We start from the raw sequence: 25,056 nt of genomic DNA, 5'->3' as shown, positions 1-25,056 counted from the left end.
TGAAATACAAAAAGGCCGCGATCCTATGGATCGCGGCCTTTTTTGTAGGCGGGTTATGCGGTGTTGGTGGGGGCGCTATTTACCCAGGGGGATCTTCGGCGCCCAGATCAGCCACTCGTCTTCGAACTTGTCGAACAACGGGAAGGTCTGCTCGGGCAGCGCCGGGTTGCCCATGCGCTCGCCATCCGGCGTGGCAAAGGCGATACCGCCCTGGACCAGGGTTTCCAGGGACTCGGTGCGCACTGTCGCGCCCTTGAACAGGCCAAAGTCCAGGCCAAAGCCGCTGCTGTTCCAGAAACGGCTACCGCCACGAACCAGCGGAGCGTATTTGGGCTCGATCAGCACATGGATCAGCACACGGTCAGCGGTCTTGCCCAACTCGTAGCCGGTGACCTTGCCGACTGTGACTTCCCGGTAGGTGACTGGCACGCCGACTTTCAGCGAGCCACGGCGGGCGGCGCTGAGTACCAGGCTCAAGCCGGCTTCTTGCACGTTGCTCTCTGGCGGTTGGGCCAGGGCCACGAAGTTCTTTTGCGCACCGGTGCTTTTCACCGCCGGCAGCACTTCGATGTATTGGCCGGTGACCAGGGTTTCCAGGTTGGCGGTCTTCATCAGGCCCAACTCGGGCTTGACCACCCAGAACTGGCTGCCGGTACGGGCGATCCGCTCAGGGACTTCGGTGATGCGCGCAGTGAGCATCACCGACTGCATGTCCGGGCTCAGGTCAACGCTTTCAATCTTGCCCACGTCCAGGCCTTTGAAGCGAATCGGCGTATCGGTGCGCAGGCCATCGGCGCGGTCAACCTTGATCGTGATCAGGGTGCCACGCTGGGTGGAGGCTTCGCGATCGGCAAACAGGCGGAAACGCGGGATGCGATTTCTCAGCGGTACGTTCGGCTCTGGGGTCTCAAAGGCGATCCCCCCGGCCATCAGGCTTTGCAGGGATTCGCTTTTGACCTGGATGCCGCCGGTGAGCCCGCCGGTCAGGGTCACGCCACTGGCGTTCCAGAAGCGCGTCGAACCGTTGACCAGGCCTTCATATTCCTTCTCGATATGCACGCCGATCACCAGTTGCTTGCGCTTGCGCGAAAACTGGTAGCTCTGCACCGAACCGACCTTGACCTGTTTGTAGAGGATCGGGCTGCCAACTTCCAGGGAGCCGAGGCTTTCTGTGAGCAGGACCAGGTGCAAGCCAGGGGAGCGCAGGTCCAGCGGTGGCGCCTTGGCCCGGGCCACAAACTCGCGCTGGGGGTTTGCGCCTTTGTCACCAGGGCGGATGGCAATGTAATTGCCCTTGACCAAGGCTTCCAGGCCGGTGATGCCCGCCAGGGAGATGGATGGCTTGACCACCCAGAACTGGGTGCCCTCCACCAGGTAATCTTCGGCCAATGGGTCGAGGGTCAAGTCGGCGCTGGCGCTGGACAGGTCAGAGTCCACCTTCAGGGCCTTGAGGCTGCCGACCTGGATGCCTTTGTACATCACCGGCGTACGACCGGCTTGCAAGCCCTCGAAGTCACTGAGCTTGACCTTGATGCGGATCCCTGCGGCGGCGGCATCGAAGTCTTCGTACAGGCGGAATGGCAGGCTCGGGTCGGTGGGCGGGCTGTCCTTACGGTTCTCTGGCGTAGCGAAGGCAATCCCCCCGGCGACGATGCTGGCCAGGGACTCGCTGCGCACTTTGACCCCGGAGAGGTTGGCGTCGATGCTGATGCCGCTGGCATTCCAGAAACGCGTATGTTTGCGCACCAGGCTGGCGTAGGTCGGCTCGATATAGACCTTGATCTCGACCGTGTTCTGATCAGCCGACAGCAGGTAGCTTTTGACCTGGCCGACCTGGATCTGTTTGTAGAACACCGGGCTGCCACGGTCCAGCGAGCCGAGCCGCTCGGCCTTGACCGTCAGGTGCAGGCCGGGCTTGGCGTCGGATAATGGGGGCTCTTCGGAGAGCGCCTTGAATTTACGCGTGGGCTCACCGTCGCCGGGGCTGGCGGCGATGTAATTGCCCGAGACCAGGGTTTCCAGGCCAGTAATCCCGGCCAGGCTGACGCTGGGCTTGACCAGCCAGAAGCGCGTATTGGCCTTGAGGTATTGCTCGACATCCTTGTTCATCTCAATAGTCGCAATCACCCCACGATTGCTGCCCTCGTCATCCAATGCCAAGGTCTTGACCTTGCCCACGGTCATGCCTTTGTAGACCACTTCGGTCTTGTTGACCTGGATGCCTTCACCGCTTTCAAAGCGAACCTGGATCTCGATGCCCGTCTGGGTATAGGCGCGCCATCCGAGCCAGCCGCCGATCACCAGGGCGATCAACGGCAGTACCCAAATGGCCGACCAGTTCGAAGCGGGGCGGGTTTTAGCCTTTGGCAAATCAGTCATGGTCGTCGTCCGACTCCGTGTTATCCCAAATCAGTCGGGGATCGAAAGTTACTGCGGCAAGCATCGTCAAGATCACCACACTGGCGAACGCCACGGCACCGAGATTGGCCTCGATACTGGCTAGTCGCCCAAAGTTAACGACCGCCACCAGAATGGCGATCACGAAGATATCCAGCATGGACCAGCGACCGATAAACTCGATAAAGCGGTACATGATAATGCGTTGTCGGGCGGAAAGCGGCTGGTGACGTTGCACCGAGAACAGCAGCAGTGCGATGCCTACCAGCTTGAAGGTCGGCACCAGGATACTGGCAATAAACACCACGGCGGCAATCGGGAACATGCCGTGCTGAACCAGTTCGATCACGCCGGACATGATGGTGCTTGGAGCGCCCTGCCCCAGTGAGTTAACCGTCATGATTGGCAACAGGTTAGCCGGGATGTACAGAATTGCCGCAGTAATCAGCAACGCCCAGGTGCGCATCAGGCTGTTCGGCCGGCGCGCATGGACCAGGGCACCACAACGGGTGCAGGTTTGCTCGTCGGTGTCCGGGTCCTGCCTGTTCAGTTCGTGACATTCGGTACAGATCAGAATGCCAGCATCAATCGCCCGCATGTTCGTCCTCCCCGGACAACGCTTGCCAGATCTGATGGGGTGACATCACCACCTCCAGCAGTACCTGGACCATCAACAGGCTGATAAAACAGGCCAGTCCCAGGCCCACGCTAAGGGCAGCCATATCGGCCAGTTTTACAATCGCCACCAGCACGCCCATCAGGTAGACCTCCAGCATCCCCCAATCGCGCATATGGTGATAAATACGGTATAGCAACAGGCCATAACTGCGGCCTATGTTCCAGCGGATGCTGAGCAGCACCGCAAGCTGGCAGAGCAGCTTGAGCAATGGAATGCCCATGCTGCACAGGAACACCACCACCGCCACGCCTTGCATGCCGGTATTGAACAGGGCAACTACACCGCTCCAGACCGTGTCCTGCGAAGACTGCCCGAGTAGATTGAGCTGCATGATGGGTAGAAAGTTCGCCGGGATGTACAGCAATAGCGCTGCGATCACCAAGGCAAGGCTGCGCTCTACGACATTGTAGCGGTGGGCGTACATCTCATAACCACAGCGTGGACACAGGGCCTTTTCACCGTGCGCAAGCTCTGGCTTGCGCATCAGCAAGTCGCACTCGTGGCAGGCAACCAGGTCCTCCAGCGGTAGGTCGGACACCTGGGTGGTATCAACCGGGTCGGACATATAGGACTCTAAGACAAAATGATCAGGTGTGTATTCTAGTGTTCTGGTTCAGAAATAACTGTGCAAATTTGTCGGGATCAAGCGATGGCGATAGGCCAGAACCTTTTCGACCGCCCAAAACAAAACCCCTGTTTGCGTTAGCAAACAGGGGTTTTGGAATTTAATCTTGACGATGACCTACTCTCACATGGGGAAACCCCACACTACCATCGGCGATGCATCGTTTCACTACTGAGTTCGGGATGGGATCAGGTGGTTCCAATGCTCTATGGTCGTCAAGAAATTCGGGTACTGAGTCGTGACCAGATGGCCTCGCTTCAGCAAATTGGGTATGTGACAGCTTTCGGTGTTTTGTGAGATTCGAACTTTCGGTTCATTTCGTCTTCACACACCGCAATCTGATGCTTTTGCTTGTTTCCAAGTCAAGAGTAGTCAAATTGCTTGGGTGTTATATGGTCAAGCCTCACGGGCAATTAGTATTGGTTAGCTCAACGCCTCACAGCGCTTACACACCCAACCTATCAACGTCGTAGTCTTCGACGGCCCTTCAGGGAACTCAAGGTTCCAGTGAGATCTCATCTTGAGGCTAGTTTCCCGCTTAGATGCTTTCAGCGGTTATCTATTCCGAACATAGCTACCCGGCAATGCCACTGGCGTGACAACCGGAACACCAGAGGTTCGTCCACTCCGGTCCTCTGTACTAGGAGCAGCCCCTCTCAAATCTCAAACGTCCACGGCAGATAGGGACCGAACTGTCTCACGACGTTCTAAACCCAGCTCGCGTACCACTTTAAATGGCGAACAGCCATACCCTTGGGACCGGCTTCAGCCCCAGGATGTGATGAGCCGACATCGAGGTGCCAAACACCGCCGTCGATATGAACTCTTGGGCGGTATCAGCCTGTTATCCCCGGAGCCTTTTATCCGTTGAGCGATGGCCCTTCCATACAGAACCACCGGATCACTAAGACCTACTTTCGTACCTGCTCGACGTGTCTGTCTCGCAGTCAAGCGCGCTTTTGCCTTTATACTCTACGACCGATTTCCGACCGGTCTGAGCGCACCTTCGTACTCCTCCGTTACTCTTTAGGAGGAGACCGCCCCAGTCAAACTACCCACCATACACTGTCCTCGATCCGGATAACGGACCTGAGTTAGAACCTCAAAGTTGCCAGGGTGGTATTTCAAGGTTGGCTCCACGCGAACTGGCGTCCACGCTTCAAAGCCTCCCACCTATCCTACACAAGCAAATTCAAAGTCCAGTGCAAAGCTATAGTAAAGGTTCACGGGGTCTTTCCGTCTAGCCGCGGATACACTGCATCTTCACAGCGATTTCAATTTCACTGAGTCTCGGGTGGAGACAGCGCCGCCATCGTTACGCCATTCGTGCAGGTCGGAACTTACCCGACAAGGAATTTCGCTACCTTAGGACCGTTATAGTTACGGCCGCCGTTTACCGGGGCTTCGATCAAGAGCTTCGCGTTAGCTAACCCCATCAATTAACCTTCCGGCACCGGGCAGGCGTCACACCCTATACGTCCACTCGTGTTTGCAGAGTGCTGGTTTTTAATAAACAGTCGCAGCGGCCTGGTATCTTCGACCGGCATGGGCTTACGGAGCAAGTCCTTCACCCTCACCGGCGCACCTTCTCCCGAAGTTACGGTGCCATTTTGCCTAGTTCCTTCACCCGAGTTCTCTCAAGCGCCTTGGTATTCTCTACCCAACCACCTGTGTCGGTTTGGGGTACGGTTCCTGGTTACCTGAAGCTTAGAAGCTTTTCTTGGAAGCATGGCATCAACCACTTCGTGTTCTAAAAGAACACTCGTCATCAGCTCTCGGCCTTAGAATCCCGGATTTACCTAAGATTCCAGCCTACCACCTTAAACTTGGACAACCAACGCCAAGCTGGCCTAGCCTTCTCCGTCCCTCCATCGCAATAACCAGAAGTACAGGAATATTAACCTGTTTTCCATCGACTACGCTTTTCAGCCTCGCCTTAGGGACCGACTAACCCTGCGTCGATTAACGTTGCGCAGGAAACCTTGGTCTTTCGGCGTGGGTGTTTTTCACACCCATTGTCGTTACTCATGTCCAGCATTCGCACTTCTGATACCTCCAGCAAGCTTCTCAACTCACCTTCACAGGCTTACAGAACGCTCCTCTACCGCATCACCCGAAGTGATACCCGTAGCTTCGGTGTATGGTTTGAGCCCCGTTACATCTTCCGCGCAGGCCGACTCGACTAGTGAGCTATTACGCTTTCTTTAAAGGGTGGCTGCTTCTAAGCCAACCTCCTAGCTGTCTAAGCCTTCCCACATCGTTTCCCACTTAACCATAACTTTGGGACCTTAGCTGACGGTCTGGGTTGTTTCCCTTTTCACGACGGACGTTAGCACCCGCCGTGTGTCTCCCATGCTCGGCACTTGTAGGTATTCGGAGTTTGCATCGGTTTGGTAAGTCGGGATGACCCCCTAGCCGAAACAGTGCTCTACCCTACAGTGATACATGAGGCGCTACCTAAATAGCTTTCGAGGAGAACCAGCTATCTCCGAGCTTGATTAGCCTTTCACTCCGATCCACAGGTCATCCGCTAACTTTTCAACGGTAGTCGGTTCGGTCCTCCAGTTAGTGTTACCCAACCTTCAACCTGCCCATGGATAGATCGCCCGGTTTCGGGTCTATTCCCAGCGACTAGACGCCCTATTAAGACTCGCTTTCGCTACGCCTCCCCTATTCGGTTAAGCTCGCCACTGAAAATAAGTCGCTGACCCATTATACAAAAGGTACGCAGTCACCCAACAAAGTGGGCTCCCACTGCTTGTACGCATACGGTTTCAGGATCTATTTCACTCCCCTCTCCGGGGTTCTTTTCGCCTTTCCCTCACGGTACTAGTTCACTATCGGTCAGTCAGTAGTATTTAGCCTTGGAGGATGGTCCCCCCATATTCAGACAAAGTTTCTCGTGCTCCGTCCTACTCGATTTCATGACTAAGAGATTTTCGCGTACAGGGCTATCACCCACTATGGCCGCACTTTCCAGAGCGTTCCGCTAATCTCAAAGCCACTTAAGGGCTAGTCCCCGTTCGCTCGCCACTACTAAGGGAATCTCGGTTGATTTCTTTTCCTCAGGGTACTTAGATGTTTCAGTTCCCCTGGTTCGCCTCTTAAGCCTATGTATTCAGCTTAAGATAACCATCTTATGATGGCTGGGTTCCCCCATTCAGACATCTCCGGATCAAAGTCTGTTTGCCGACTCCCCGAAGCTTTTCGCAGGCTACCACGTCTTTCATCGCCTCTGACTGCCAAGGCATCCACCGTATGCGCTTCTTCACTTGACCATATAACCCCAAGCAATCTGGTTATACTGTGAAGACGACATTCGCCGAAAATTCGATAATACTCAATTTGAGTAACTCACAAATTTTACCTTAGCCTGATCCGTTACCAGTGAAAGTAACGTTCAGTCTATCTTTCTATCACATACCCAAATTTTTAAAGAACGAACTAGTCAAAGACTAGAAATCCATTCACCATCGCATGGATGGAATGCTCATTTCTAAGCTTTATACAAACAGAAGCAGTAGTGGTGGAGCCAAGCGGGATCGAACCGCTGACCTCCTGCGTGCAAGGCAGGCGCTCTCCCAGCTGAGCTATGGCCCCGTATTTCTACAGGCGTTTCCCACACAAAATTGGTGGGTCTGGGCAGATTCGAACTGCCGACCTCACCCTTATCAGGGGTGCGCTCTAACCAACTGAGCTACAGACCCAATTTCGGGCTGCTTCTTTCGTCTTCTTCAATGAATCAAGCAATTCGTGTGGGAACTTATGGAGCAGCTGTCGTCGATTAAGGAGGTGATCCAGCCGCAGGTTCCCCTACGGCTACCTTGTTACGACTTCACCCCAGTCATGAATCACACCGTGGTAACCGTCCTCCCGAAGGTTAGACTAGCTACTTCTGGTGCAACCCACTCCCATGGTGTGACGGGCGGTGTGTACAAGGCCCGGGAACGTATTCACCGCGACATTCTGATTCGCGATTACTAGCGATTCCGACTTCACGCAGTCGAGTTGCAGACTGCGATCCGGACTACGATCGGTTTTGTGGGATTAGCTCCACCTCGCGGCTTGGCAACCCTCTGTACCGACCATTGTAGCACGTGTGTAGCCCAGGCCGTAAGGGCCATGATGACTTGACGTCATCCCCACCTTCCTCCGGTTTGTCACCGGCAGTCTCCTTAGAGTGCCCACCATTACGTGCTGGTAACTAAGGACAAGGGTTGCGCTCGTTACGGGACTTAACCCAACATCTCACGACACGAGCTGACGACAGCCATGCAGCACCTGTCTCAATGTTCCCGAAGGCACCAATCTATCTCTAGAAAGTTCATTGGATGTCAAGGCCTGGTAAGGTTCTTCGCGTTGCTTCGAATTAAACCACATGCTCCACCGCTTGTGCGGGCCCCCGTCAATTCATTTGAGTTTTAACCTTGCGGCCGTACTCCCCAGGCGGTCAACTTAATGCGTTAGCTGCGCCACTAAGAGCTCAAGGCTCCCAACGGCTAGTTGACATCGTTTACGGCGTGGACTACCAGGGTATCTAATCCTGTTTGCTCCCCACGCTTTCGCACCTCAGTGTCAGTATCAGTCCAGGTGGTCGCCTTCGCCACTGGTGTTCCTTCCTATATCTACGCATTTCACCGCTACACAGGAAATTCCACCACCCTCTACCATACTCTAGTCAGTCAGTTTTGAATGCAGTTCCCAGGTTGAGCCCGGGGATTTCACATCCAACTTAACTAACCACCTACGCGCGCTTTACGCCCAGTAATTCCGATTAACGCTTGCACCCTCTGTATTACCGCGGCTGCTGGCACAGAGTTAGCCGGTGCTTATTCTGTCGGTAACGTCAAAATTGCAGAGTATTAATCTACAACCCTTCCTCCCAACTTAAAGTGCTTTACAATCCGAAGACCTTCTTCACACACGCGGCATGGCTGGATCAGGCTTTCGCCCATTGTCCAATATTCCCCACTGCTGCCTCCCGTAGGAGTCTGGACCGTGTCTCAGTTCCAGTGTGACTGATCATCCTCTCAGACCAGTTACGGATCGTCGCCTTGGTGAGCCATTACCCCACCAACTAGCTAATCCGACCTAGGCTCATCTGATAGCGCAAGGCCCGAAGGTCCCCTGCTTTCTCCCGTAGGACGTATGCGGTATTAGCGTCCGTTTCCGAACGTTATCCCCCACTACCAGGCAGATTCCTAGGCATTACTCACCCGTCCGCCGCTCTCAAGAGAAGCAAGCTTCTCTCTACCGCTCGACTTGCATGTGTTAGGCCTGCCGCCAGCGTTCAATCTGAGCCATGATCAAACTCTTCAGTTCAAACATCTTTGGGTTTTTAAGAAACCCTAAACTTGGCTCAGCAATCGTTGGTTACATCTTTGATTTCTCGCGGAGTAACTTGTGATGCTGATAATCTTGTTGACTATCAGTCTGACTCCACAAGCACCCACACGAATTGCTTGATTCAGTTGTTAAAGAGCGGTTGGTTAAGATCTTTCGTCTCAACCGAGGCGCGCATTCTACAGCAGCCTCATTTGCTGTCAAGTGATTTTTTCAGAAGTTTTCGAGGATTTCCTCAACAACTTCAACCACTTGCGCTTCCGATCTCTCGTTAGCGGGAGGCGAATTCTACAGCGTTACACGCTGCTGTCAACACCTCTTTTTCTCCGCTTTCGACCGAGAGGATCGAAACGTTAATAGAGCCAAACAACACTGCTCTACCAACTCCTTCTGGGCTTCGATGAACTGAAGCAACTCGCTGTCGAATTCTGCGTAACTCTTTGTTTACCAAGGAGTTTTCCGTTTCGACTGCGCCGGAAGTGGGGCGAATTATAGACTTCCAGAATCTGCCGTCAAGCGTTAATTACGCTTTTGTTGCAGAAGGTGCTTTTTTAGCAATAAGGCGGGGAATTCGGCGCATCACCGGTGGAATCCGCAGGACCAAAAGCAGCGCCCCTATAGAAGCATAGATAGCCCACTCCTTCAGGTCGGCACGCACGATCCACAGCATATGCAACAAACCAAGCCCCAGAATCACATACACCAGGCGATGCAACTTCTTCCAACGGGTACCCAATCGACGCTGGCTATAGCGATTGGATGTCACCGCCAACGCCAGCAAACACAGGAACGCCAACGCTCCCACAATAATGTAGGGGCGTTTGCGCAGCTCGACGCCCAACTGCGACCAATCCAACCCAAGGATAAATACACAATAAGCCGCAAGGTGCAGCACCACATAAGCAAAGCACCACAACCCCAACTGCCGGCGCACAGCGATCCACCCCGCCCAACCGCTCAACTTTTGCAGAGGCGTCATCGCAAGCGTGACCAGCAGCAAGATCAGCGTTCCCAGCCCCAGCCGATCAACCAGCACTTTGCCGGGATCAGGCCCCAAGGTAAGACTCCAGGCCTCATACAACCAGTACAACGGCCACACTGCCGCAGCTATAAAGACGCCAAGACGCCAGAGGGGGTAGCGCATCAGTAGTTCTTCCGCAGATCAAGACCCGTATAAAGAGAAGCGACCTCATCCGAGTAGCCATTGAACATCTGCGTCTCGCGCACATTCGGGCTGAACAAGCCGCTAGGCAGACGTCGCTCCCGCGCCTGAGTCCAGCGAGGATGATCGACCGTGGGGTTCACATTTGCATAAAACCCATACTCATCCGCCGCAATGCTCTGCCAGGTGGTTTTCGGCTGCTCACTCACCAGACTGATCCGCACGATGGACTTCACACTCTTGAAGCCATACTTCCAAGGCACCACCAGCCGCAGCGGCGCGCCATTCTGGTTGGGCAGTTCACGGCCATACATGCCCACCGCAAGGATTGCCAAAGGGTTCATCGCTTCATCCAGACGCAACCCTTCTATATAAGGCCAGTCGATCAGGCCGAAACTCGAACGCTGGCCCGGCATGCTCTTGGGATCCTGCAGAGTTTCAAAGCGGATGTACCTGGCCTTGGAAGTGGGTTCGACCTGTTTAAGCAAGGCCGATATAGGGAAGCCGATCCAGGGAATGACCATCGACCACGCCTCGACACAGCGTAGACGGTAGATCCGCTCCTCCAGCTGATACGGCTTCATGAAGTCCTCCAAGGCATAACGCCCAGGCTTGGCGACCTCACCATCAATCACGACGCTCCACGGCTCCGTCTTGAGGGAACCAGCATTCGCCGCCGGGTCGCCCTTGTCGGTACCGAACTCATAGAAGTTGTTGTAGTGGGTCGCATCTTTGAACGGGGTGATGGCTTCGTCTTTGACCGTCACCGCCTGCCATTGGGTGCCTGGCAGCTTCTCGGCAAACCAGCCGGGAGCCTTGCCCGGCTCGACATCGGCATAACGCGCGGTATCAGCTGCACTCGCCCAACGCGGCAGGCTGCTGGCAGCAATACCGGCAAGCGCACCACCGAGCAAACTGCGGCGGGAGAAATAGAGGGATTCCGGGGTGACATCCGATTCGTGACAATCGGACGCTTTAGGCAACTTGATTAACATGGCAACTCCGCAGCATTGGAGAACTGATGCACCAATAGACTGCGGAGTATGGGGGAAATTACATTAAGGCAATGTTTTGTCCCGCCGCAGATGCAACAGGTACTGAACCGGACCCGAAGCCGCATACACCAGGAACGCCAGCAACAGAATCCGCGGCGGATCGCTGAAGACCACTGCAAAAACCAGCACCACCACCAGAATCGCCACGAAAGGCACCCGCCCCTTCAGGTCGAACTCCTTGAAGCTGTTGTACTTGATATTGCTGACCATCAGCATGCCGGCCGCCGCAACCATCAAGGCCACCAGGAACGACATCTTCGACCCCTGGATACCGTAGTCACTGAACGCCCAGACAATACCCGCCACCACACCTGCCGCAGCAGGACTGGCAAGGCCAATGAAGTAACGCTTGTCGGCAGTCCCCACCTGGGTATTGAAACGCGCCAGGCGCAGTGCAGCACCAGCCACGTAGATGAAGGCAACCATCCAGCCAACCTTGCCCATATCACCCAGGGCCCAGGCAAACGCCAACAGCGCAGGTGCGACACCAAAGGCAACCATGTCCGACAGCGAGTCGTATTCGGCACCGAAGGCACTTTGCGTATTGGTCATGCGCGCTACGCGGCCATCCAGGCCGTCAAGGACCATGGCCACAAAGATCGCGATGGCAGCAAAACCGAAGTATTTGCTGGCACTCGCCGCATCACCTGCCGCCAGCGCACTCTGGGCACTCATGGAATTGATGATGGAGTAGAAACCGGCAAACAGGTTCGCCGTGGTGAACAGGTTGGGCAGAAGATAGATGCCACGATGCCGGACCTTGCGGCCTTCCGCGTCATGCCCTTCTTCGACATGCTCATCGATCGGTAGCAGGCTTTCGGCGTCAGAGGCCTGGTTTGGCTCTTCGGGACGTTCGCTCATGGACTTTACCTTGCAACGGTGTGAAAAAATTCGACAGACACTTGCGGCGAGTGTTCGCCCGCAAACGATGCAGCTTTATACCAGAACCGGCCCGTAAACGAAAAAACGCGGCCTAGGCCGCGTTTTCCCTTGATGCATCCGACTTAGTTTTTGGCTTTGTCGACGATCTTGTTGGCACCGATCCACGGCATCATGGAGCGCAGTTGCTCGCCGATGACTTCGATACCGTGAGCAGCGTTGTTACGACGCTTGGCGGTCATCGAAGGGTAGCCGGTTGCACCTTCGCTGATGAACATTTTGGCGTACTCGCCGTCCTGAATACGTTTCAGGGCGTTGCGCATGGCCTGACGGGATTCGGCGTTGATCACTTCCGGACCTGTCACGTACTCGCCGTACTCAGCGTTGTTGGAGATCGAGTAGTTCATGTTGGCGATACCGCCTTCGTACATGAGGTCAACGATCAGCTTCAGTTCGTGCAGGCACTCGAAGTAGGCCATTTCTGGCGCGTAGCCAGCTTCAACCAGGGTTTCGAAACCGGCTTTTACCAGCTCAACGGTACCGCCACACAGAACGGCTTGCTCGCCGAACAGGTCGGTTTCGGTCTCGTCCTTGAAGGTGGTTTCGATGATGCCGGTACGACCGCCACCGACGCCAGCAGCGTAGGACAGTGCAACGTTCTTGGCGTTGCCCGAAGCGTCCTGGTAGATCGCGATCAGGTCAGGGATACCACCGCCTTTGACGAACTCGGAACGCACGGTGTGGCCCGGTGCTTTCGGCGCGATCATGATCACGTCGAGGTCAGCACGCGGCACGACCTGGTTGTAGTGGATCGCGAAGCCGTGGGAGAAGGCCAGGGTGGCGCCTTTCTTGATGTTCGGCTCGATTTCGTTCTTGTACAGCGAGGACTGGAACTCGTCCGGGGTCAGGATCATGACCAGGTCGGCAGCCGCAACAGCAGAAGCCACGTCAGTGACTTTCAGGCCGTGGGCTTCAGCCTTGGCAACGGTAGCCGAGCCTTTACGCAGACCGACAGTGACGTCGACGCCGGAGTCTTTCAGGTTGCACGCCTGGGCGTGGCCCTGGGAGCCGTAACCGATGATGGCGACTTTCTTGCCCTGGATGATCGACAGGTCACAATCTTTATCGTAATAAACTTTCATGAGGTTCCTCTATATATCCAGGCCGTAAGGCCATTCGCTAATTTGGGTTAGATGCTGAGTACTTTGTCGCCACGGGCAATCCCGGTGACGCCACTGCGTACGGTTTCCAGAATCGAGGCCGTCCCGATCGACTGGATGAAGCTGTCCAGCTTGTCGCTGGTACCGGTCAGTTGAACGGTATAAACGCTGGCGCTCACATCGACGATCTGCCCACGATAAATATCGGTAGTCCGCTTGATCTCGGCACGCTGGGCGCCCGTGGCCTTGACCTTAACCAGCATCAGCTCGCGCTCGATGTGGGCACTTTCCGACAAATCGACCAGCTTGACCACTTCGATCAGCTTGTTGAGGTTCTTGGTGATCTGCTCGATCACTTCATCATGGCCTACAGTGGTCAACGTCAGGCGCGACAGGGTCGGGTCTTCGGTCGGGGCCACCGTCAGGCTTTCGATGTTGTAGTTGCGCTGCGAAAACAGGCCGACCACACGAGACAGAGCGCCCGGTTCGTTCTCCAGAAGCAGGGAGATAATGTGCCGCATGATTAGGTCCGCTCCGTCTTGTTCAGCCACATGTCGCGCATAGAGCCGTCTTTGATCTGCATCGGGTAGACGTGCTCGCTGGTGTCGACCTGGATGTCGATAAACACCAGACGATCCTTCATGGCGAACGCCTCTTCCATCTTCGGCTTGAGATCCTTCAAATCGTTGATGCGCATGCCGACATGGCCATAGGCTTCAACCAACTTGACGAAATCTGGCAGCGATTCCATGTAGGAATGGGAGTGGCGACTGTTGTAGCTCATGTCCTGCCATTGGCGAACCATGCCCAACACACCGTTGTTCAGGCAGACGATCTTCACCGGCAAGCCATATTGCAGGCAGGTCGACAGCTCCTGGATGTTCATCTGGATGCTGCCTTCACCGGTGACGCAGGCCACGTCAGTGTCCGGGAAGCTCAACTTCACACCCATGGCCGCCGGGAAACCGAAGCCCATCGTGCCCAGGCCACCGGAGTTGATCCAGCGGTTAGGCTTGTCGAACTTGTAGTACTGCGCGGCAAACATCTGGTGCTGGCCCACGTCCGAGGTCACAAAGGCGTCGCCCTTGGTCACTTCACACAGGGTTTCGATCACGGTCTGTGGCTTGATGATGCTGCCGTCGCCCTTGTCGTAAGGGAACAGGCCGCGATCACCGCGCCATTCGTCGATCTGCTTCCACCAGCTGGCGACCGACTCCTTGTTCGGAGTTTCGCCAATGTCCTTGAGCGCGGCGACCATTTCGGTCAATACGCTCTCCACAGGACCGACAATCGGCACGTCGGCCTTGATGGTCTTGGAGATGGACGCCGGGTCGATGTCGATGTGGATGATCTTGGCATTCGGGCAGAACTTGCTCGCGCCATTGATCACCCGGTCATCGAACCGTGCACCCACGGCCAGGATCACATCAGCGTGGTGCATGGTCAGGTTGGCCGTGTAGCTGCCGTGCATGCCGAGCATCCCGACGAACTGACGATCCGAACCCGGGAAGGCACCGAGGCCCATCAAGGTGTTGGTCACCGGCAGGTTGAGCATCTTGGCCAGTTCGGTCAAAGGTGCGGAACCACCGCCCAGGATCACGCCGCCACCCGAGTACAGCACTGGACGCTTGGCCGCCAGGAGCATTTCTGCCGCCTTGCGGATTTGCCCCGAGTGCCCACGAACGGCCGGGCTGTAGGAACGCAGCTTGGCTTTCTTCGGGAAAACGTATTCGAATTTTTCCGCCGGGTTGGTCATGTCTTTCGGGATATCGACCACCACAGGACCCGGGCGACCGGATTGCGCGAGGTAGAACGCCTTTTTCATGATTTCCGGGATTTCCGAGGCGTGCTTGATCATGAAGCTGTGTTTCACGATCGGCCGGGAAATACCGATCATATCGGTTTCCTGGAATGCATCAGTGCCCACCATGGTGCTCGCCACCTGGCCGGAAATGATCACCATCGGAATAGAGTCCATATACGCAGTCGCGATGCCAGTAATGGCATTGGTTGCGCCTGGGCCGGACGTTACCAGTACCACGCCGGCTTTGCCGGTGGCACGGGCATAACCGTCAGCCATATGGGTCGCGGCCTGCTCATGGCGAACCAGGATGTGGTTGACAGCCGGTTCCTTGAACAGTGCGTCGTAGACATGCAGCAGAGCACCACCTGGGTACCCGTAGATATAGTCGACGCCTTCGTCACGCAAAAAGCGGACGAGCATCTCACCGCCAGATAAAAGCTCCACGTTGTTCACCTCTAAAACGCCAGAATACCGTCCGTTAAAAACCGACGGGTCTTAATAGGTTTACTTCTCAACAGAGCATGAGCGACGGTGGTCGCCGACTACGTCAGCACTGACTGAGCAAGTATTGGGATCGTCCCAAGTGTTGCGGGCTTTTCCCACCCAGCGCGAGGTAACGCGTTGCGGGTGTAACAGGTCGGCGCGGATGTGCGCCTCATGATCTGCTGAGCGGGCCTGCTTCTGGCAGTCCCGATACAGCGGACTTTGGATTCTTCTGTTTCAGCCCCTTCAAGTCAAGCAATAATTGCGCTTTTTTCCAACTAAGCGCATGTGAACGTAGAAGAAAGGGCTTTGAGGAGGGATAAAACTCGCCTGAATGTCGTCAAGCGGTAGAAATGTGCGCAAGACTGCCGGAAAACCCGGCAGTCAGGCAATTAACGAGCGCCGACGATCAGTTGGTCGAACTTTTTCAGCGCCGACCGTAGGCCGAGGCTCTCTTGAGGACGATCGGCGTAGACCATCTCGGCCATCTCCAGAATGCCCGAGGCATTGGGCAACGGCAGGTCCTGCTCGAGGATCTGTTTCATGCGACCCAGGAAGATCCACTGCAACCACTGATGAAAATCCAGGGTATCAACCGAAAACGGCTCGACGCTGCTCAGCGCCTCGGCACTGGGGGACACTTCATCCCACCAGCCCGCCAGGCGCAATTCGCGCTCAATCAGCAATAACTGCTCGGCAATTGCCGGAAAACGAGGATCCATCAGAGACTGACCTTGGCCTTTTGCCGAGCCTGGGCAGCACCGGCAGCATCACCTTGCGCAGCGCGCGCGTCGCCAATCAGGGCCCACAGACTGGCCTGCAGGTCAGGACGACCGTTAGCCATGGTCAGGCCACGACGGGCGAACTGTTCGGCTTGTGGCGCATCCCCCTGGGCCATGCGCACTTGCGCCAGGCGGTAGAGCACCTGCGGTTCACGTGGCGCGACACGCTGGGCGCGCTCGAGGCTGGACGATGCACCGTTCAAGTCTCCACCGGCTTGCTGTTGCTGCGCAGTGGTGAGCAAGGCCAGGACCGGACCGTCCAACTGCTCGTCGGCGGACAGGCCACCGGCGTTGGCCGAAGGAATCCCGCTCGGGGTCGAGGGCATGTTGTAGGTGCCCTGGTTGATCGGCGCGCTATCAATCGGCGCGGAGTTCGACGGCCCAGGTGTGATCGGGCCCGGTGTCCATGGCGCCGAGCTGATCGGCGCAGACGTAGTAGCGCCGCCCCCCGGAACCATTACCACCACTCCGGAATCCTGGGGTACAGCCTGGGTTGTGGCAGGGTTTGGACGCGTGGTCACGGTCTGGCGGAAGCCGCCGTTGGCCGAGATCCGGTCATTGTTGGACACGGCCGTGCCGGAATCCACCACCGGGATGGACCCGCGCTGCACGGTGGAGCAACCACTGAGCAAAGCTAACGTTGTAATAGCCGGAATCAACCACTTGTTCACTTGAAATCCTCTTTGCTTAATTCATCCAGCCCTTGACCCAATCCATCACCGAATCGGCATCCGTGGGCACACCTGTGCCACATGGAGCGCCGGCTGGCGGTTCACTGCCGCGAATATACGGCATCTGCACCGCGCCCGGACAGTTGGCATCGGAGCCCTGCCCGGTATGGGGGGTCGATCCAGGCCTGCACGATGTTGTCGGGTTGCGGCATGTTCAGTGGCAGCGGGTCGGCCTTGCGCATAAAACTGGTCCAGACCTGCAAGGCGCCGGTCGCCCCCGTGAAGGGTGTCTTGCCATTGTCATCGCGCCCCAGCCACACCACCGCGAGCAGGTCCTGGCTGAAACCGGCGAACCAACTGTCCCGGGAATCGTTACTGGTACCGGTCTTGCCGGCCAGCGTCAGGTTGCCAGGCAGTGAGCTGTACACCGAGCGCCCGGTACCTTCGCGCATGACCCGCTGCATGGCGTTCTGGGTCAGATAGATGGAGGCCGGATCAAAGCGCTGCTCGATCTGGAACGGGTAGCGCTTGAGCGGCTCGCCTTCCGCCGTAAGCACACTGCGGATCCCGCGCATCGGTGTATTGAAACCACCGTTGGCCAGGGTCTGGTACATGGTCGCCACTTCCATCGGGCTCAAGCCCCCCGCCCCCAGCAACATCGAAGGGAACGCCGGGAACTCGCGGCTCACGCCCAGGCGCGCCAGGGTCTTGAGGACGTTCGGCACCCCCAGCTCCAGGCCCAGCCGCGCCGTGGACAGATTGTAGGAGTGTGCCAGGCCCTGGTACAGGAACACCGTACCGTGGGAGCGACGGTCATAGTTCTGCGGCTTCCACACCTGGCCATCGGCGCCCTTGACCGAAAACGCTTCGTCGGACAACCAACTGGTCAGGGTGTACTTGCTCGGTTTTTCCAGCGCCGTGAGGTACACCGCCGGCTTGATCAGCGAGCCAATCGGCCGTACGGCATCCAGGGCACGGTTGAAGCCGGCAAAACTGGCCTGGCGGCTGCCGATCATGGCCTGGACTTCACCGGTTTCCGGATTGGTCACCACCATGGCCGCCTCAACCTCATCCGAACCCTTGCGCCCGGCCAGGCGCTTGAAGGTATCGCTGACCGACGCTTCGGCCTTCATCTGCAGGATCGGGTCGAAACTGGTGAAGATCCGCAGGCCTTCTTCGGTCAAGTCTTCGTCGCGATAGTCTTCGCGCAACTGGCGCTTGACCAGGTCGATGAAGCCGGGGAATGAACTGTCGGCCAACTTGCCACGGGTAGTGACACCCAGGGGCATCTTCTTCGCGGCGGCGACCTGTTCTGCGGTGGCCACGCCCTGCTGTTCCAGCACGTCGAGGACCAGGTTACGACGTTCCAGGGCCCGCTCCGGGTTGCGGCGCGGGTTGTAATAGGACGGCCCCTTGACCATGCCCACCAGCAACGCCACCTGATGCAGCTTGAGCTCGGACAATGGCTGGCCGAAGAAGAACTGACTGGCCAGGCCGAAACCATGCACCGCGCGCTGGCCATCCTGGCCGACGAACACTTCGTTGAGGTAGGCCTCCAGGATCTCCTGCTTGCTGTAATGCAGCTCCAGCAACATCGCCATCATGGCTTCAGTGAGTTTACGGGTCAGGCTGCGCTCACTGGTCAGGTAGAAATTCTTGACCAATTGTTGCGTCAGCGTACTGCCGCCCTGGGTCATGCGGCCACCCGAGGTGTTGACCCAGATGGCGCGGGCGATGGACTTGGGCGATACGCCCCAGTGGCTGTAGAAATCCCGGTCTTCAACCGCGACCAGGGTTTCCAACAGATACGGCGGGACCTGATCAATCTTGATCAGGATGCGATCTTCAAGGTTCTTCGGGTAAATCCCGCCGATCAGCAATGGCTCAAGGCGCACCACCGGCAGCTTGCCGCCGTTGAGTGCGGAAAGCTCGGCCACGTAATCCCCGGAGAAACGCACACGCACCGGCTGGGCCTTTTCCAGGCCTTCATAGAACTGGAAGCCCCGGGTGTTCAAGTCCACGGTATTGCCGCTGACCGCCGCCGCCCCCGGACCGTTGGCCACGGCTTCGCGTCGGTAGCCCAGCGCATCGAGTTCGGTGAGAAAGTCTTCCTTGCTCAGCTTCTGGCCGGTAAACAGCTCCAGCGGGCGAGCGTAGACCTTCGCCGGGATGGTCCAGCGCTTGCCAGAGAACTTCTCCTGGACCACGGCATCGAGGTACACCGCGACGCCTGCGAGTGCCACCAGGCCAACCAGGCCGAGCTTGATCGCCCAGCCCAGCCAGGGGCGCAGGCTGCGGGGAGGAGGTTTTTTACGGGAACGGGGAGATCGGGTACGAGTCATGGCGGCGGATTATACGCATTTTATTGATGATCAACATGAACCGGACGGCGGTTTGCATGACCGACTTGAGCGGCCATAATGCGCTCCATTATTTTCCCAGACTCCGAAGGATCGCCCGTGAGCCAGCCCCTGATTGCCGCCCTGCAAAACCCGGCCCTGTTTCCTCATCCGGTCGAAGCGTTTCAAGTCATCGAAACCCATATTTCCTGGGTTCTGCTCACTGGCCCCTACGCCTACAAGATCAAGAAACCGGTGAACTTCGGCTTCCTCGACTTTACCCAGTTGGACGCCCGCTCCCACTTCTGCAACGAGGAACTGCGCCTCAACCAGCGCCTGACACAAGATTTGTATCTTGAAGTGTTACCGATCACCGGCAGCGTTGAAGCCCCGCAACTGGGCGGCGAAGGTCCGGCCATCGAATATGTGCTGAAAATGCGCCAGTTCCCGCAAAGCCAACTGCTGAGCACCTTGCAGGCCAATGGCGAGCTGACCAGCAGCCACATCGACGAAATGGCCAGCCAGATTGCGCAGTTCCACTTGAACGCGCCCAAGGTTCCCGAGGCGCACCCGGCCGGCACGCCGGACGAGGTGATGGCACCTGTACAGCAGAACTTCGAGCAGATCCGCCCGTTCCTCAGCGACAAGGCCGACCTGGCCCAACTGCAAGCACTGCAAGCCTGGGCCCAGAGCAGCTTCGAACGCCTCAAGCCACTGCTGGAGCAACGCAAGCTCAATGGCTTTATCCGCGAGTGCCACGGCGACATTCACCTGGGCAACGCAACGATGATCGACGATCACGTGGTGATCTTCGACTGCATCGAGTTCAACGAGCCGTTCCGCTTCACCGACGTGTGTGCCGACACTGGCTTCCTGGCCATGGACCTGGAAGACCGTGGCCTCAAGTCCCTGGCCCGACGCTTTATCAGCCAGTATCTGGAACTGACTGGCGATTACCAGAGCCTCGAACTGCTGAACTTCTATAAGGCCTACCGTGCCCTGGTACGGGCCAAGGTCGCCCTGTTCAGCATGCCGTCCGAAGCAACGCCTGTAGAGCGTGCGACCACCCTGCGCCAATACCGTAACTACGCCAACCTGGCCGAAAGCTACAGCACCATCCCTTCGCGCTTCCTGGCAATTACCCACGGTGTGTCGGCCACCGGCAAAAGCCATGTGGCAATGCGCCTGGTCGACGCGCTCGGTGCCATACGCCTGCGCTCCGATGTAGAACGCAAGCGCCTGTTTGGCGAGCAGCAAGTGGAGAACACCCCACAAGCCGGGATCTATGCCTCGGATGCCAGCGCAGCGACCTACGCCCGCCTGCATACCCTCGCCGAAACCGTGCTGCGCGCGGGCTTCCCGGTGGTCCTGGACGCCACCTACCTCAAGCGTGAACAACGCGACGCCGCCGCCAAAGTCGCAGAGGCCACTGGCGCGCCCTTCCTGATCCTCGATTGCAATGCACCACAGGCAGTGATCGCCAACTGGCTGGCGAAACGTCAGGCAGATAAAAACGATCCTTCTGACGCCACCCTGGAGGTCATTGAGCAGCAGCAAGCCAGCCGCGATCCTCTGAGCGCCGAGGAACTGCTGCTGAGCAAGCGGGTCGAGACCAATGAAAGCGGGACGCTGGACGCGTTGGTTGCCCATGTTCGTCAACACCTGCCAGGGCTGTAAGAAATATTTCCTGGCTGTGAAGCAGTTAACAGCTCACAGCCAGCAATAGTGGCACTATAATGGCGCCATAAATCCAACAGGAGATGCCGCCATGGGCCAGCCGAAGTTGCTTGATACCCCGCTCTACGCGCTGCTGCATAAAGATGACATCCATGGCTTCAATCAGGAACGCCCCAAGGATGGCCCCATTGATATGCGTGGCGGTGACTTCCGCGGGCTCGACCTGCGCCACCTGGATGCCGAGGGCGTGGATTTTACCGACGCCTATTTCCGTTCGGCCGATTTGCGTGGCCTGGACCTGCGCGCTTGCGCGCTGGAAGGCGCCAGCCTGGCCCATGCGCAGATTTCGGGCACTTACTTCCCGCCTGAGCTGAGCGCTGACGAGATCCTGATGTCGGTCAATTTCGGTACTCGCCTGCGTTACCGCACCCGCTGACAACACGCCCTTATCCCCAGCTACGCGCAACGCGGGCTGGGGGCTTGCGCCACTCGCCGTCAATAATCCAGCGCCAGCCTTAGAAGCGTTTACATCGTTTCTGAGCAAAGAACTACGCTTTTCCTACTGAGCGCTACACTCCTTTCAGGCTTGCCTGGTCACGATACCCACCGAACCATTCGGCCGTCGCAAGGAGGCTTAATGAACGATGAGCTGCAACACCTGAAAAACCTTGGCAAGACCTCTGCGCAATGGCTGCATGCGGTGGGCATCCATAGCGCTTCAGACCTGCGTCGCCTGGGCGCCGTGGACGCCTATCGGGCGGTACGCAGTCGTGGCTTTCGGGCGTCCAAAGTCCTGCTGTATGCCATCGAAGGCGCATTGATGGATGTGCATTGGAACGATATTCCAACTGAGCGCAAGGAAGCCTTGAATCGCCAATTGGAAGTTTTGTCGGTACGCAACAAGAACTGAAACAGTCCGGAGCCCAGGATTTACGGGAATTTCAAACATGCGTTTGAGGAAAAGCCCCAGGGCGTAAAAACAAATATTGACTCTCAAATGAGAATCGTTATGATTATCACAACTGGTCGCGAGATCAGCCGATAACTGAAAGACCCTTGGTTCGGACTCTCAGTTTATCTCCTCATCAGGCTAATCACGGTTATTTGACCCGGCTCTTGCCGGGTCTTTTTTTGCCTGGGTTTTATGAACCCGGTACATCGCTGCAGCCACGACGAACCTCAGCGGGCAATGACCAATGGATGACCTAGTTCAGGATGGGGCTGCACCAGCACATCCAGGCCAAACACGGCCTTGAGCAGTTCCGGGCGCAATACCTGCGCCGGCGTACCCAGGGCATGGGGGCGGCCGTTTTCCAGCAGCAGAATGCGGTCACAGTAGCGCGCCGCCAGGTTCAGGTCGTGGAGGATCACCAGCACAGCCGCGCCACGATCAGCAAAGCTGCGGATCGCCTGTAAGGTGGTGTGCTGGTGCAGCGGGTCGAGCATCGACGTCGGTTCGTCCAGCAATAATGTCTGCCCCGCCTCGCCCGGCCAGAGCTGCGCCAGCACTCGCGCCAGGTGCACACGCTGGCGCTCGCCGCCAGACAAGGCCAGGTAACTGCGCCCGCTCAAGTGGCTCACGTCAGCGGCCTGCAAGGCGGCGTCGATGATTTCAGCGTCGCGCGCCCGACCGGTCTGATGGGGCAGTCGTCCCATGCCCACCACTTCCTCGACGCGAAACGCGAAATCCAGGGTCGACACCTGTGGCAGCACCGCCAGCCGCTGGGCCCGTTGCGCACCCTGCCAATCCTTGAGTTCGCGGTCATCCAGCCAGACCTGGCCTTCATCCGCCTGCAACTGCGCGCACAACGCGCCCAGCAACGTACTTTTGCCGGCGCCATTGGGGCCAAGCACACCCAGGACTTCACTGGGCTTCAGGTCCAGGGTCACGTCGGTCAATACGGTTTTGCGACCGCGGCGGATCTGCAGGTTTTCCACTCGCAGCATCAGGCGCGCCCTCGCAACAGCAGGTAAAGAAAAAACGGCGCGCCAATAAAGGCGGTAACAATGCCAATGGGCAACTCAGCGGGCGCCAGGGCCAGGCGGGCCACCAGGTCGGCGAATAACAACAGGCTCGCCCCCGCCAGCACCGAGGCCGGCAGCAGCACGCGATGATCCGGCCCCGCCAGCAGGCGCACCAGATGCGGCACCACCAGCCCGACAAAACCAATCAACCCCGCTGCGGCGACCGCGGCGCCAACCCCCAGGGCCGTGCAAAACACCAGCTCACGCTTGAGCCCCTCGACATTGATCCCCAGATGACTGGCTTCCGACTCCCCGAGGAGCAAGGCATTGAGCGCCTTGGCCCGGCGCGGCAGCCACAGCGCCACCCCGGCACTGACCAGCAGCAACGGCCACAGCCGCGAGTAACTGGCGCCATTGAGGCTGCCGAGGTTCCAGAACGTCAGGGTGCGCAAGGTGGCGTCATCCGCCAGGTAAGTGAACAGGCCCACCGCCGAGGCCGCCAGGGCGGTCAGGGCGATACCGGCCAACAGCATGGTTGCGACATTGGTCTGGCCATCACGCCGCCCCAGGCGATAGACCAGCGCCGTCACGCCCAAGCCACCGAGGAATGCACACAGCGACAGCAGATACGGCCCCACCGCATCCGGCAGGCCACCAAAGGCCGCGCCGCCGACGATAGCCACCGCCGCCCCGAGCGCGGCGCCACTGGACACACCAACCAGCCCCGGGTCGGCCAAGGGGTTGCGAAACAACCCCTGCATGGCCACCCCCGACAGCGCCAGCACCCCGCCGACCGCCAACCCCAACAAGGTGCGCGGCAAACGGATCTGCCCCAGAATCAACTCTGCCTGCTCCAGCCCCTGAGCCTCAAGGGGCACGCCAAGCAAGCGTAACGCGGCGCGCAATGTGTCGAGCAACGGCAGGCTGACAGGCCCCAAAGCCAAGGACAGCCAGATCGCCAATACACACAACAGGCTCAGGCCTATAAACAGGGCGCGTGGTTTAACCAGAGTGGTCATGGGGCGGCTTGGGTTTTAGCGGGGTAGAACCCGGCGGACAAGGCTTGCAGGCTGGCCGGCAACCGTGGGCCCAGGCCCCCGACCAACAAGGTGGGGTCCAACTCAACGACCCGACCGGTCTTGGCCGCCGAGGTGTTCGCCAGAATCGGATTTTCCTTGAACAAGGCTGCGCGGGCCGCCTCGCCACTCAGGGCACGGTCGGAGAACACCAGCACTTCAGGGCTCAGCCCCGCCAGGGACTCCACCGAAAACGGCTTGTACCCGGTGTGCGTCGCCAGATTGCGCCCACCGGCTTGTTGCAGTACCCAATCGGCGGCGGTGTCCTTGCCGGCGATCAATGGCTTGCCGCCAGCATGCCCGAGCACCAACAGCACGCCTGGGGCCTTTTGCCGGGTTTGCGCCTGGGTCACGGCGTTTTTTTGCAGGTTTAGTTGCTGTTGATACGTACTGAACAGTGCCATGGCCCGATCTTCAGCCCCCAGCAGCGTGCCCAAGTGTTGCAGGTTGCCTTGCAGGGTCGGCAGGTCCGGCTGTGCGGAGAACAGCTCCACTTGCACCCCGGCATTGCGAATCTGCGCCAGCACCGGGGGCGGTCCCATTTCCTCAGTGCCCACCAGGATTTGCGGGCGCAGGCTCAAGATCCCTTCGGCCGACAGCTGGCGCTGGTAACCGATACTGGGTAATGCCTTGAGCGATTGTGGGTGCTGGCTAGTGGTGTCGACGCCCACCAGCTTTGACTCGCCCCCCAGGGCCACCACCCACTCCGACAACGCCCCGCCGGCGCTGACCCAGCGTTGTGGCGGTTCAGCGGCTTGCGCCACGTGGTTGACCAGCAGTCCGACAACAAGCGCAATAGCGCTGGTACTCAGGCGCATAAAAGGGTTTCCTTCCAGGGGGTGGAGCCAGTCATGCGACCGTCTGAGCACGCAGTCAGCTAACAGGCGAAGCCGGCATTTGATAATTGTTTGCATTTGAACGTCAAGCACCGGGCTCACCCGCAAACCCCGGATCACTCT

The 25,056-nt window shown here is 57.9% G+C and carries 17 protein-coding genes, 2 tRNA genes, 3 rRNA genes and 1 pseudogene; 3 read left to right on the top strand and 20 right to left on the bottom strand.

All coding sequences use genetic code 11. From position 1 onward, the window contains the following. Positions 1-75: 75 nt before the first annotated feature. The 17 genes and pseudogenes from PSH80_RS03935 to mrcB form a co-directional block, all read right to left on the bottom strand. Positions 76-2,379: a PqiB family protein gene (locus PSH80_RS03935; protein WP_186625423.1), complete on the bottom strand. Its 2,304-nt coding sequence runs from the start codon at positions 2,377-2,379 to the stop codon at positions 76-78. Beyond that, positions 2,372-2,995 carry a paraquat-inducible protein A gene (locus PSH80_RS03930; protein WP_057442078.1) on the bottom strand — a complete coding sequence of 208 codons (624 nt, stop codon included), beginning with the start codon at positions 2,993-2,995 and terminating at the stop codon, positions 2,372-2,374. Before PSH80_RS03930 ends, PSH80_RS03935 begins: the two co-directional genes overlap by 8 nt. Further along, a complete protein-coding gene (locus tag PSH80_RS03925; RefSeq protein WP_057442080.1) occupies positions 2,982-3,641 on the bottom strand; it encodes a paraquat-inducible protein A in 660 nt (219 codons plus the stop codon). Before PSH80_RS03925 ends, PSH80_RS03930 begins: the two co-directional genes overlap by 14 nt. A gap of 164 nt (positions 3,642-3,805) precedes the next feature. Then, a 5S ribosomal RNA gene (rrf, locus tag PSH80_RS03920) occupies positions 3,806-3,921 on the bottom strand. 172 nt (positions 3,922-4,093) lie between these two features. Next, positions 4,094-6,979 (bottom strand): 23S ribosomal RNA (locus PSH80_RS03915). Positions 6,980-7,225: 246 nt separating this feature from the next. Then, positions 7,226-7,301: transfer RNA gene (locus PSH80_RS03910), tRNA-Ala, on the bottom strand. Positions 7,302-7,331: 30 nt separating this feature from the next. Then, positions 7,332-7,408 (bottom strand) — tRNA-Ile (locus tag PSH80_RS03905). Between the two features lie 78 nt (positions 7,409-7,486). After that, a 16S ribosomal RNA gene (locus PSH80_RS03900) occupies positions 7,487-9,023 on the bottom strand. Together the 16S, 23S and 5S rRNA genes with 2 tRNA genes alongside form the textbook arrangement of a ribosomal RNA operon. A 544-nt stretch (positions 9,024-9,567) precedes the next feature. Next, positions 9,568-10,188 carry a protein-methionine-sulfoxide reductase heme-binding subunit MsrQ gene (gene msrQ / locus PSH80_RS03895; RefSeq protein ID WP_057440148.1) on the bottom strand — a complete coding sequence of 207 codons (621 nt, stop codon included), beginning with the start codon at positions 10,186-10,188 and terminating at the stop codon, positions 9,568-9,570. Then, positions 10,188-11,201 (bottom strand): protein-methionine-sulfoxide reductase catalytic subunit MsrP, encoded by a 1,014-nt coding sequence (msrP, locus tag PSH80_RS03890; protein ID WP_120731579.1) that lies wholly within the window; start codon positions 11,199-11,201, stop codon positions 10,188-10,190. Before msrP ends, msrQ begins: the two co-directional genes overlap by 1 nt. A gap of 63 nt (positions 11,202-11,264) precedes the next feature. Further along, positions 11,265-12,122, bottom strand: a complete 858-nt coding sequence (gene pssA, locus PSH80_RS03885; protein WP_029298897.1) for a CDP-diacylglycerol--serine O-phosphatidyltransferase — start codon at positions 12,120-12,122, stop codon at positions 11,265-11,267. A 143-nt stretch (positions 12,123-12,265) separates the two neighbouring features. Next, on the bottom strand, positions 12,266-13,282 hold the full coding sequence (gene ilvC, locus PSH80_RS03880; RefSeq protein ID WP_003194132.1) for a ketol-acid reductoisomerase: 1,017 nt from the start codon (positions 13,280-13,282) through the stop codon (positions 12,266-12,268). 47 nt (positions 13,283-13,329) lie between these two features. Next, complete coding sequence (ilvN, locus tag PSH80_RS03875; protein WP_003176102.1) at positions 13,330-13,821, bottom strand: acetolactate synthase small subunit; 492 nt, start codon at positions 13,819-13,821, stop codon at positions 13,330-13,332. 2 nt (positions 13,822-13,823) lie between these two features. Then, a complete protein-coding gene (locus PSH80_RS03870; RefSeq protein WP_305419273.1) occupies positions 13,824-15,548 on the bottom strand; it encodes an acetolactate synthase 3 large subunit in 1,725 nt (574 codons plus the stop codon). Between the two features lie 431 nt (positions 15,549-15,979). Beyond that, on the bottom strand, positions 15,980-16,309 hold the full coding sequence (locus PSH80_RS03865; RefSeq protein WP_057440149.1) for a YqcC family protein: 330 nt from the start codon (positions 16,307-16,309) through the stop codon (positions 15,980-15,982). Next, positions 16,309-17,040 (bottom strand): M48 family metallopeptidase, encoded by a 732-nt coding sequence (locus PSH80_RS03860; protein ID WP_057960638.1) that lies wholly within the window; start codon positions 17,038-17,040, stop codon positions 16,309-16,311. Before PSH80_RS03860 ends, PSH80_RS03865 begins: the two co-directional genes overlap by 1 nt. 16 nt (positions 17,041-17,056) lie before the next feature. Next, positions 17,057-19,382 (bottom strand): annotated as a pseudogene (gene mrcB, locus PSH80_RS03855) (penicillin-binding protein 1B). Between the two features lie 117 nt (positions 19,383-19,499). Here mrcB and PSH80_RS03850 point away from each other — a divergent pair. The 3 genes from PSH80_RS03850 (at position 19,500) to PSH80_RS03840 (ending at position 21,966) form a co-directional block, all read left to right on the top strand. Then, positions 19,500-21,056: a bifunctional aminoglycoside phosphotransferase/ATP-binding protein gene (locus tag PSH80_RS03850; protein ID WP_169961059.1), complete on the top strand. Its 1,557-nt coding sequence runs from the start codon at positions 19,500-19,502 to the stop codon at positions 21,054-21,056. A 91-nt stretch (positions 21,057-21,147) separates the two neighbouring features. Further along, entirely contained in the window at positions 21,148-21,492 is a 345-nt protein-coding gene (locus PSH80_RS03845; RefSeq protein WP_057960641.1) for a pentapeptide repeat-containing protein, read from the top strand. A 201-nt stretch (positions 21,493-21,693) separates the two neighbouring features. After that, complete coding sequence (locus PSH80_RS03840) at positions 21,694-21,966, top strand: TfoX/Sxy family protein (RefSeq protein WP_057440152.1); 273 nt, start codon at positions 21,694-21,696, stop codon at positions 21,964-21,966. 269 nt (positions 21,967-22,235) lie between these two features. On the opposite strand, the gene PSH80_RS03835 is transcribed toward PSH80_RS03840, so the two are convergent. Genes PSH80_RS03835 through PSH80_RS03825 form a run of 3 tightly spaced genes read right to left on the bottom strand, consistent with a single transcriptional unit; the run spans position 22,236 to position 24,915 of the window. Further along, the gene (locus PSH80_RS03835; protein ID WP_057440153.1) at positions 22,236-23,003 is read right to left on the bottom strand and encodes a heme ABC transporter ATP-binding protein; all 768 of its coding nucleotides are present in this window, start codon (positions 23,001-23,003) and stop codon (positions 22,236-22,238) included. Further along, complete coding sequence (locus PSH80_RS03830) at positions 23,003-24,040, bottom strand: iron ABC transporter permease (RefSeq protein ID WP_057440154.1); 1,038 nt, start codon at positions 24,038-24,040, stop codon at positions 23,003-23,005. Before PSH80_RS03830 ends, PSH80_RS03835 begins: the two co-directional genes overlap by 1 nt. Continuing rightward, complete coding sequence (locus PSH80_RS03825) at positions 24,037-24,915, bottom strand: hemin ABC transporter substrate-binding protein (protein ID WP_057960642.1); 879 nt, start codon at positions 24,913-24,915, stop codon at positions 24,037-24,039. The genes PSH80_RS03830 and PSH80_RS03825 overlap by 4 nt, the downstream gene beginning before the upstream one ends. Positions 24,916-25,056: the final 141 nt, after the last annotated feature.

Origin of the sequence: Pseudomonas sp. FP818, assembly GCF_030687335.1 — a bacterium.
GTDB classification, from domain to species: Bacteria; Pseudomonadota; Gammaproteobacteria; order Pseudomonadales; family Pseudomonadaceae; genus Aquipseudomonas; species Aquipseudomonas shahriarae.
Note: the sequence above shows the minus strand (reverse complement) of the source record. Positions and strands in the feature narration are given on the sequence as shown.